The sequence below is a fragment of the Allomuricauda sp. CP2A genome (genome assembly GCF_001683915.1).
Classification (GTDB): Bacteria; Bacteroidota; Bacteroidia; order Flavobacteriales; family Flavobacteriaceae; genus Flagellimonas.
In genome coordinates, this window is the sequence record NZ_LXTT01000165.1 from 40,837 (window position 1) to 51,120 (window position 10,284).

The 10,284-nt window shown below is 45.0% G+C and carries 6 protein-coding genes and 1 tRNA gene; 4 read left to right on the forward strand and 3 right to left on the reverse strand.

Annotated features, from left to right (window positions below; all coding sequences use genetic code 11):
* The first annotated feature begins 105 nt into the window (after window positions 1–105).
* Window positions 106–177: transfer RNA gene (locus tag A7D14_RS18545), tRNA-Gln, on the forward strand.
* A 70-nt stretch (window positions 178–247) separates the two neighbouring features.
* Here A7D14_RS18545 and A7D14_RS18550 read toward each other — a convergent pair.
* Window positions 248–1,258 carry a TolB family protein gene (locus A7D14_RS18550; protein WP_218058562.1) on the reverse strand — a complete coding sequence of 337 codons (1,011 nt, stop codon included), beginning with the start codon at window positions 1,256–1,258 and terminating at the stop codon, window positions 248–250.
* A 175-nt stretch (window positions 1,259–1,433) separates the two neighbouring features.
* Window positions 1,434–4,865, reverse strand: a complete 3,432-nt coding sequence (locus tag A7D14_RS18555) for a PA14 domain-containing protein (RefSeq protein WP_067037809.1) — start codon at window positions 4,863–4,865, stop codon at window positions 1,434–1,436.
* Between the two features lie 418 nt (window positions 4,866–5,283).
* On the opposite strand from A7D14_RS18555, the gene rimP reads away from it, so the two are divergent.
* From rimP to infB, 3 genes are read left to right on the forward strand one after another with little or no spacing between them, the layout of a single operon-like run.
* Window positions 5,284–5,745 (forward strand): ribosome assembly cofactor RimP, encoded by a 462-nt coding sequence (rimP, locus tag A7D14_RS18560; protein WP_067037811.1) that lies wholly within the window; start codon window positions 5,284–5,286, stop codon window positions 5,743–5,745.
* 13 nt (window positions 5,746–5,758) lie between these two features.
* Entirely contained in the window at window positions 5,759–6,991 is a 1,233-nt protein-coding gene (gene nusA / locus A7D14_RS18565; protein WP_067037813.1) for a transcription termination factor NusA, read from the forward strand.
* Window positions 6,992–7,033: 42 nt separating this feature from the next.
* The gene (infB, locus tag A7D14_RS18570) at window positions 7,034–9,742 is read left to right on the forward strand and encodes a translation initiation factor IF-2 (RefSeq protein WP_067037815.1); all 2,709 of its coding nucleotides are present in this window, start codon (window positions 7,034–7,036) and stop codon (window positions 9,740–9,742) included.
* 58 nt (window positions 9,743–9,800) lie between these two features.
* Here infB and A7D14_RS18575 read toward each other — a convergent pair whose 3' ends face one another.
* Window positions 9,801–10,172, reverse strand: a complete 372-nt coding sequence (locus A7D14_RS18575; protein WP_067037817.1) for an SPOR domain-containing protein — start codon at window positions 10,170–10,172, stop codon at window positions 9,801–9,803.
* Window positions 10,173–10,284 lie beyond the last annotated feature (112 nt).

Consider the following 10,284-nt stretch of genomic DNA (forward strand, 5'->3'; position numbering starts at 1 on the left):
TTGAAAAAGCTTTAACAGCAAAGGATGTAAAAATAGCGTGTAATCTTGTCAAAATATTTGTCGAAACCAAAGTTTGTTATAAATTTGCACGCTCAAATGTGGTACTGGCCTATGGTGTAATTGGTAACACAGCTGATTTTGGTTCAGTCGTTCAAGGTTCGAGTCCTTGTAGGCCAACAGGAAACCCTTTAACCCCGTAATTTACGGGGTTTTTTATGCGCAAAAGTCAAGGTTTGGGTTGGACATTTCATTTGTGCTTTAGGTTTTCAATCACTTGAGCGTCCACCCAAAAGATATCTACATTTTCATAATCATCATTTTCATACTTGACGGGGCCCACGGTTCTATTGAAAAAAAGGTATTTTCCATCTGGTGTCACACTGGCACAAGCTTCCCAAGCTTGCGTATTTATTTTGTCCCCTAAATTAATGGGATTGCCCCATGAACCGTCCTGCTCACGAAAGCTGATATAAATGTCGGAATCCCCATATCCACCCTCTCTTTCACTATCAAATATAAGGTAGGACTCATCTGGAGCGATAAACGGGTGGAAGCTTTTACCGTTATTGATGGTATGGGTAAGGCGTTTTGGTTCTTCGTGTTTTCCATCGATCAATCGCGAATACCAAATATCACCTGTAAAATCCGGTTTAAACTCATCAAAAAAATACGTCCCATTGTCCGACACGGAAAGACGCATAGTTGGTAACTCATCAAAGGGAGAAGAAAGGGCTTCCATTTCTGACCAGTCACCAGTTTCTGTACGTTTCCTGTATTGGCTGCTCAAATACATGGTCTTACCATCTGAAGAGAAAAAAGGCTGTCCTCTGCGGGGAGCTATCACTGTTTCATGCCATTGGCCATCCTTGTTTTTAAAAGCCACCATTTCCTGTTTTTCCCTGTTTGCATCCAATCGAATAAAATAAAATTCTTTCAGGTCAGGTGTAAAGACACCACTAACCTCCCAATCTTCTGATGTTACCATTCCAGGAGCGAAAGGCTCAGGCATTAATCCAGGTGGTTCTTGCCCCAAATAAAGATTTTCTTCTGTTGATAAATCATTGTTCTTTACATTCTGTTTTTTAGTATTACAAGCACTTAAAAGCATGATTAATGAAAATGGCAGAAGAAAGATGTATTTTTTTTCAATATGAATGATTGTGGAGATTTGTGACATAATGACTTTATCTATTGGTTTGACTTGGTTTTTGCTTATTACTAATTTAGTTGGATGGCTACAAAACACATCCATATACACCCAAAATGGCTTGCAACCAACATAATGGGCTGTTTTTTATGTAAATACACTTCCCCTCAAATGTACCATAAATTCAAAGTGAAAACAGCAACCACATTAAATAAGAGGTGGGCCAAAAAAAGCCCTGCAAATCTGCAGGGCTTCCTTTAGGTATTGGTTGGGTTGTTTGTTAAAGTCAATTTTTATTTACCCTGTAGGTAATTCTTCGGTTGGTGATCACGGTTCCAATGGTGAGGTTCAAGGTGGCTTCATTGGAGGTTAAATCACCACAGGTGGACCCTGAATTGGAAACCTGTACGCGATAGATATAGCCATTTTTATCCATGTCCGGACTGGTCACCGTAAGGTTGGCGGTTTGGGTGCCGGAATAATCGGCTCCGTCGACCAAGGGCGCAAAAGAACTGCCGCCATTGGTACTCACTTCCCATTGATAGGTGTCCGCGCCATTTGTGGTCACTGAAAAAATTCCGTTGTTGCCCACTACAATGTTTTGATTGCTGGGCTGTGTTGATATGGTAAATGGGCTTACGGTGATGGTCTGCTCCACATCCAAGGTATTGCCCGCGGCGTCGGTGACCCTATAGGTGCGGGTAATGATTTCAGGATTGCTGCCCCCATCACTTACATCACTGATAAAAGTAACCGAAGGACTTGGGTCGCAATTGTCCGCTTCATCGGTGATAACGGAAACATCAGCAGCTGGAATATCCGCAGTACAATACACGGTCACGGGTGCGGGAGCACTGGCCGTAGGTGCTGTTGGGTCAACCGTAAGGGTTGTGGTGGCCGCTAGGTCTGGATAGGATGGGTCTCCCGGCATACCTCCGTATTCCACCAAATATCCTTTAGGTTGATAATCTCCACTGGCTGCACCGGTGTTTGAAAGGTCGTTCCATGACCCCGGCAAACCTACCCCCGGTGCGGTAATGTGTGCGTAATCTTCATCGCCACTTTGGTTGGGCTCACCGCCGTTCCAAAATTCGTAACCAAAGGCCGTGCCTGCAGCAGTTCCCCGCCAGAACAATGTCCCGGCCTCGGGCCCGGTTACCCAGTACCAATCGCCTTCCAAGGCGGCATCACTGGCACCGATCCAACCTGCTCCGGGGGCCTGAGATCCCAAAAGGTCGGACTCATCTTGTACGGAAATGGTGGCCAAATAGCCTTGCAGTCCATAAAAAGTTCGCAATGCGGCAGCATCACGTGCGTTGGTCCAAGTAATGCCCAATGAGGGCACATATTCATAATAATGACCTGTGGAGGCGAGGTAGTTGGCCTCGTTCAAAACAATTGAAAATGATCGGGTGTCCCCAGAAGTCACTGTTGCTGTGGTTTGGAATTCAACTGCGGCAATTGCCGTTTCAAATTCGGCCAAGGTTGTTGGGCCTGTCAAGGTCAATCTTCCTTCGGAAACGTCCCAGCTCGATGTGATGTTGGGATGGGTTCCTGTTAAGGTCAAAAGGTCCCCTGGGTTATCGTAGTTTGATGTAATTTGGATGTAAACGGCATCCAAAGTGGTGTCGTCTGGGTCTGTGATGGATACACTTTCCGCAATGGCAATGGCATTGCCGGGACAGAATATCTGATCTCCGCTCGCGGTAATTGAAGGCGGTTGATCGGCATTGACCACGTCGTCCCTAAAATCAAGGTCGCCCCCAGAGGCCACATCACTGTCAGAATCTGGCAGTATGAGTGACCCTCCATTGGCATTCAACGGATTGTCAATAGTACCTCCCGGATCGTCATAACCCGTGGTAGTGTCTATACTATTGTCCAGGCCATCTCCATCACTATCGGTTCCAGAAAGGGTCAATGCCGCTTCACTGGTGTCGCTTGTGCCATCATCGTCACTGTCGGTGTCCATAAAGTCGGGAGTGCCATCACCATCGGTATCCACATACGCAATGCCACTGGTTTCGTAAGCATCGTCCAGACCGTCATTGTCTGAATCGTTACCGGACGGTGCCGTATATCCCAGTGAGGTTTGGGCTTCCACATTGTCGGGTATGCCATCGCCATCACTGTCCAAATCTTGGTAATTGGGAACGCCATCACTGTCGGTGTCCACGGTTGTACAATCCACAGAGCCACCGTAGGTGGCACCGTATACTCTTGCCCCAGTCTGCCATGCTTCGATGCGGATGTATTGCAAACTACTTCCTGAAACCGTGAAGGTTACTTCCCGTATGGAACCAGGAGTGGTGTTATTGGCAGATGCCAACCAGCTACTGGAGGTTCCTGATGAGTTGGTACGTTGTATTTGAATGTCTGTGTCAGTTACCGCCGGGTCAGCTCCGAGAAAAACACTGACATCAGTTCCAACCGGAATTGCTTCTGGAAATTCGAGCAATAATCTTGAGCTATTACCGGGATAAGTTATGGGATTGGCCGCAAAGGTAGTGCCGGGACTTCCTTCTGCGTTGCTGTCATTACTAAAATGCCTAAGGTTTGTTGCCGTCAGCACATAGTTGCCTCCCAATCCTCCACATTCATCGGTATCCAGGATGCCATCGTTGTCATCATCAACATCCACACTGTCTTCAATGCCATCGCCATCCAAGTCGGCTACGGGAGCACTGCAATTGGAATAGAGTACGGAAAAGGGAATGTCCTGTTTGGAGATGGAAGGCCCTTGGTATTGCACCCGTAAATTTTCGCCTCCTCCATTTTCAAAGAAAAGGACCCGAATATCATGTAGGCCCGTGGTCAAGGTTGTTGTTCCAGATCTTTCTTGTGTACCATGAAGCCCGTCATTGCTGACAATTTGGTTTCCATCAATGTAGAGTTTAGATCCATCATCCGAAGAGGTGTAAAAGGTATATGATCCAGCGGTATTGATCTGGATATACCCATCATATCGAATACTGAAGCTGTCCGTATCACCGGGGTCTTCTTGGTTTTGAAGGGCATCCACATCAAAACTGGTGTATGTTCCAGTTCCCAATGCGCCAGTTGTTGGGATATTGTCCACAGAGTTGCCGCCAGGGACACTGTCATAAAACTCAAAGTCCACCTCTCCCGAACAAAAGGGAAGGGTGCCTTCAACCAAAATATTGTCTATGTAATAATATTCGTTGCCCGCAGTGTTGTAAAAACGTATTCTGATTTCAAGGGTTGACCCTGCAGAAGGTAGGTTTACCGTATAAGATGGATCTAAAGGATCAGATGGGCTGGAATCTCCTGAAGCGTTTTCAAACTCTGTCCAAGGTCCGGCCCCATCAATACGATATTCGCCTATTAAATAATCTTGGCCTTGTTCAAATTGGCTGGTGTTGGACATGGTGGCGACATCCAAGCTAAAACGTACACTGGTATATCCGTAGATGTTTATGGCATTGGTCTGCCAAACCCCTTCGGTGCCCAAATTGTTGGCTTCAATACGGTTGCCCTGTACCCAAACATCACCCGTTAAGGTTGTGGTCCAACTAGTGGCAGAAGGTCCGGATGCTGTTCCGTTCTCTGTTCCATTTGAATAGCTGTTGAAGTTTTCGCTCCAAATCGTGGTTTGGGAAAAAGTGAGTGAAGTTCCCATCAGGAAAAATCCCAAAAGTACCATGAGACCATTCAAAGATTGCTTTATTTCCACCTTGAAGGACGAGGTTGTGCCCATAATTCATGTTGATTTACTTTACAAAACTAGTTTTGATGGGCCCAGTAGAAAATAATTGTTGTGAAATGGGTAATTAGGGATGTTTACCCCCTGATTCCTAGTGTTTCCTACAGGGGCAATCTAGGCAAATTTCCCGTGAACGGTCTGTCTGTGGCCTCTATCAGGAATTGAACCATGTGGGTTTTTGTTAAAATACTGATGCAAAATGTGTTTTGTTGGGGGTTAGGTTGCACAAACAGTATTAATTATCGTATATTTGCGCCACTGAACGGATATAAAAAGTATTCATGAGGGGACTTAGGTCCCCTCTTTTATTAGTGAAACTTTATTTTTTGGGCCTTTTTGGCAAAAAATCAAATGTTGAACTAATTCTGCTGAAAAGCGGAATCTTTTAAAAACATAGTAAAGGATATTTCTTATGTTTAAGGAGAAAGTAAAGTCGTTGTTGGACAAGGCATTGGAAGTGCATCCATCCTTGTTTCTGATTGATTTTACAGTGGGTGGCGATAACAGCATCAAAGTGGTTTTGGATGGGGATACAGGTGTCAACCTGCAGGACTGTATGGACATCAGTAGGGCCATTGAGCACAATTTGGACCGTGAGGACGAGGATTTTTCATTGGAAGTAACCTCGGCCGGAGCCACCTCGCCATTGCTGTTGCCCCGTCAGTACAACAAGAACATTGGAAGAAAATTAAAGGTTAGGACAGAGGCCGAGAAATTGGAAGGGACCTTGATCCAGGCCTCGGAAAATAGTATTACCTTGGAGTGGAAGGCACGTGAGCCCAAACCAGTGGGTAAAGGAAAAGTTACCGTACAGAAGAAGCAGGAAATTGCATTTTCTGACATACAAGAAGCAAAAGTTATATTAAAATTTTAATTGTAGTTGAAAAATGGAAAACCTAGCGCTCATCGAATCCTTTTCGGAGTTTAAGGACGATAAGTTTATTGACAGGGTGACCCTTATGGCCATTTTGGAAGATGTGTTCCGAAATGCACTCAAGAAAAAATTTGGTTCCGATGATAACTTTGATATCATCATCAACCCAGATAAAGGGGATTTGGAGATTTGGAGAAACCGGGTTGTTGTGGAAGATGGACAGGTTGAGGAACCCAATGAAGAAATCTCATTGTCAGAGGCCAGGAAAATTGAGCCCGACTTTGAGGTGGGTGAGGATGTTTCCGAAGAGGTGAAATTGATTGATTTGGGCAGAAGGGCCATTTTGGCATTGCGCCAAAACCTGATATCCAAAATCCATGAGCATGACAATACCACCATCTACAAGCAATTTAAGGACTTGGAAGGTGAAATTTATACTGCTGAGGTGCACCACATTCGCCACAAAGCCATTATTTTGTTGGACGATGAGGGGAATGAGATCATCCTGCCCAAGGAAAAACAGATTCCATCTGACTTTTTCCGTAAGGGTGACAATGTTAGGGGGATCATTGAGAGTGTGGAGCTGAAAGGAAACAAGCCCACGATCATTATGTCCAGGACTTCACCTGTTTTCTTGGAACAATTGTTCTTTCAGGAAATTCCAGAGGTGTTTGATGGTTTGATTACCATCAAGAAGGCCGTCCGTATTCCTGGTGAAAAAGCAAAAGTGGCAGTGGACTCCTACGATGATAGAATTGATCCCGTAGGGGCCTGTGTGGGAATGAAAGGGTCACGTATCCATGGAATTGTCCGTGAATTGGGCAATGAAAATATTGATGTCATCAACTGGACCAACAATCCGCAATTGATGGTGACACGGGCATTGAGCCCGGCAAGGGTATCGTCCGTTAAGTTGAACGACGAGAAAAAAACAGCCCAGGTTTACCTAAAGCCAGAGGAAGTTTCCAAGGCTATAGGCAGAGGTGGGCACAATATTCGATTGGCCGGCCAATTAACTGGTTATGAGATAGATGTGTTCCGTGAAGGCGTTGAGGAAGATGTGGAATTGACCGAGTTTTCGGATGAAATAGAAAGCTGGGTGATCGAGGAATTCAAGAAAATAGGATTGGATACCGCACGTAGCGTTTTGGAACAAGATGTAAGTGACTTGGTGAAGCGAACCGATTTGGAAGAGGAAACTGTCCAAGAAGTCGTTCGCATCCTCAAGGAAGAGTTTGAAGATTAAACTATATATTAGCAGCGAAATTTAGGGCAAGTAAGACAATTTATGGCAGGAAACCCAACAATACGACTTAATAAAGTTCTCAGGGAATTGAACATTTCACTAGATCGGGCAGTGGATTATCTCACATCCGTAGGACATGAGGTAGAGGCCCGCCCTACCACAAAGATCACAGATGAAGTGTATCAAGTCCTGTTGGATGAGTTTCAAACGGATAAAAGCAAAAAGGTAGCTTCCAAAGAAGTCAGCGAGGAAAAGCGGAAGGAAAAGGAGGCTATCAGAATCCAAATGGAACAGGAGCAGGAGGAGCGTAGACTGGCCAGGGAAAAAAAGAATGCCGAACAACAAGTAATCAAAGCCAAAGCAGAGCTTTCGGGACCAAAAACGGTAGGTAAGATCGATCTGGACAAAAAGCCGGAAACTCCAAAAGCTGAGGAACCTGAACAACCTGAACAAAAGGCGGAGGAACCTAAGGCCGAAGAGCCTAAAACCCCAAAAGCCGAGCCCAAACCCGAAAAAGTAGAGGAGGTCAAACAGCCAAAAGCCGAAGAACAACCTGAAAAGGAGGAGGGTTCTGAAGAATCCGGTACCATAAAGACCCAGTATAAAAAGCTGAGCGGACCCAAGATTACCGGTGATAAAATTGACCTTTCCCAATTCAATAAGCCGAAGAAAAAGAAGGAAGAACAACAAAAGCCCAGTGCGTCATCTTCCGATAGCAGTTCTGATCGGAAAAAGCGCAGAAGGCGTATCGTTAAAAATGGTCCCCAATCTGGAAACGGACGTCCCAGCAGAGGGGCGAGCGGCCAGGGAAGAAGAGGGCAGCGAACTTCGGCACCCAAGGTAGAGCCTACTGAGGAAGAAGTACAAAAACAGGTACGGGAAACCTTGGAAAAACTCCAAGGAAAATCCAGTAAGGGCAAAGGGGCCAAATACCGAAGGGAAAAAAGGGACCAGCACCGCCAACAGACCGAAAAGGATCTGGAACAACAGGAGCTGGAAAGCAAAATCCTCAAGGTCACCGAGTTTGTGACCGTGAACGAATTGGCTACCTTGATGAATGTGTCCACCACACAAATTATATCGGCGTGCATGTCCTTGGGGATCATGGTTACCATGAACCAACGTTTGGATGCCGAGACCCTTTCCATAGTTGCCGATGAGTTTGGCTATGAAGTGGAATTCATTACCGCAGAAATAGAAGAAACCATACACGAAGAAGAGGATGTCCCAGAAGATTTGAAACCAAGGGCGCCCATCGTTACGGTTATGGGACACGTTGACCACGGTAAGACCTCTTTGCTGGATTATATCCGGAAGGAAAATGTGATTGCAGGTGAAAGCGGTGGGATTACCCAGCACATCGGAGCCTATGGCGTTAGTTTGGAGGATGGACAAAAAATCACCTTCCTAGATACTCCAGGTCACGAGGCTTTTACCGCAATGCGGGCCCGTGGTGCACAAGTTACCGATATAGCCATTGTTGTTATTGCAGCGGATGATGATATTATGCCACAGACCAAGGAAGCCATCAGTCATGCCCAGGCGGCAGGAGTTCCCATTGTTTTTGCCATTAACAAAGTGGATAAACAAACAGCCAATCCAGATAAGATCAAAGAAGGTCTTGCCCAAATGAACCTTTTGGTGGAAGATTGGGGTGGTAAGATCCAATCCCATGATATTTCGGCCAAAACCGGTCAAGGCGTAAAGGAATTGCTTGAAAAAGTGTTGCTTGAGGCAGAATTACTTGAATTGCAGGCAAACCCTGATAGATTGGCCGCAGGTACCGTAGTGGAAGCCTTTTTGGACAAAGGGCGAGGTTATGTCTCCACAATATTGGTGCAAAGTGGTACCCTGAAAATTGGAGATTATGTATTGGCGGGAACCTGTAGTGGTAAAGTTAAGGCCATGCAGGATGAACGCGGTAAGAATGTACAGAGTGCTGGTCCTTCCACACCAATTTCAATATTGGGATTGGATGGCGCACCTCAGGCGGGTGATCGATTCAACGTGCTTGAAGACGAACGTGAGGCAAAACAAATTGCTGCTAAACGTTCCCAATTGCAACGGGAACAATCCGTTCGCACACAACGACATATTACGCTGGATGAAATTGGCCGAAGAATCGCTTTGGGTGATTTCCAAGAGTTGAACATTATTCTTAAAGGTGATGTGGATGGTTCTGTGGAGGCCTTGACAGATTCCTTCCAGAAATTGTCCACGGATGAAATCCAGGTGAACATTATTCATAAAGGAGTGGGAGCCATTACGGAATCCGATGTGTTGTTGGCCAGTGCGTCTGATGCAATCATCATTGGCTTTAATGTTAGGCCAATGGGCAATGCCCGTACCATTGCGGACAAGGAGGAAATTGATATCAGAATGTACTCCATTATCTATGATGCCATCAATGACCTGAAGGATGCCATGGAAGGTATGCTTTCTCCTGAAATAAAAGAGGAAATTACCGGTACTGCTGAAATCAGGGAAACCTTCAAGATTTCCAAGATTGGAACCATTGCAGGTTGTATGGTAACCAGTGGTAAGGTTTTCAGAAATTCCCAGATACGACTTATTCGTGATGGTGTGGTCATCTATACCGGGGAGTTGGCCTCCTTAAAACGATTTAAGGATGATGTGAAGGAAGTATCCAAAGGATACGACTGTGGACTACAGGTCAAAAATTACAACGACATCAGGGAAGGAGATATCGTAGAAGCCTTCCAGGAAGTAGCAGTGAAGAAAAAGCTGTAATTGAAATCAAAGAGATATTGATTGAACATAAAAAATCCCGCAAAAGCGGGATTTTTTATTATTTGGAATCTGCTTCAGGTTTTAAAAGCATGGCATCAGGGTATTTTTTCCGGACCTCCAGATACTTCCGTTCCGCTTCCAGTTTTGTTCTGAACTTGCCCAATCTTACCCTGTAGGTAGGGGATTCAAATTCAATTTTGGAATACCATCCGGGGAAATCAATATCAACCTGGTCCTTTAAATCTTGTGCCCTTTGATAAGTGCCAAAACCAACCTGGATTTGGTAAAATTCCGCTTTGGAATTGACCTCGGTATACAGCTTTACCAGTTGGTCTATTTTGGGATCCTGTTGTATGGCAACCGTGCCTTCCTGTGCTGAAAGTTGAAAGGCCAAGCCTGTCAGAAATACAACAAATACGGGAGTTTTCATGAGATTCCGATATTATTTCATTTTATTTATCACAAATGTAATTCTTTAAGTTCTAAACCAGTGAATTGCCTATTATTTAGAATCTTTATAAATTAGATGTTATCAATACCTT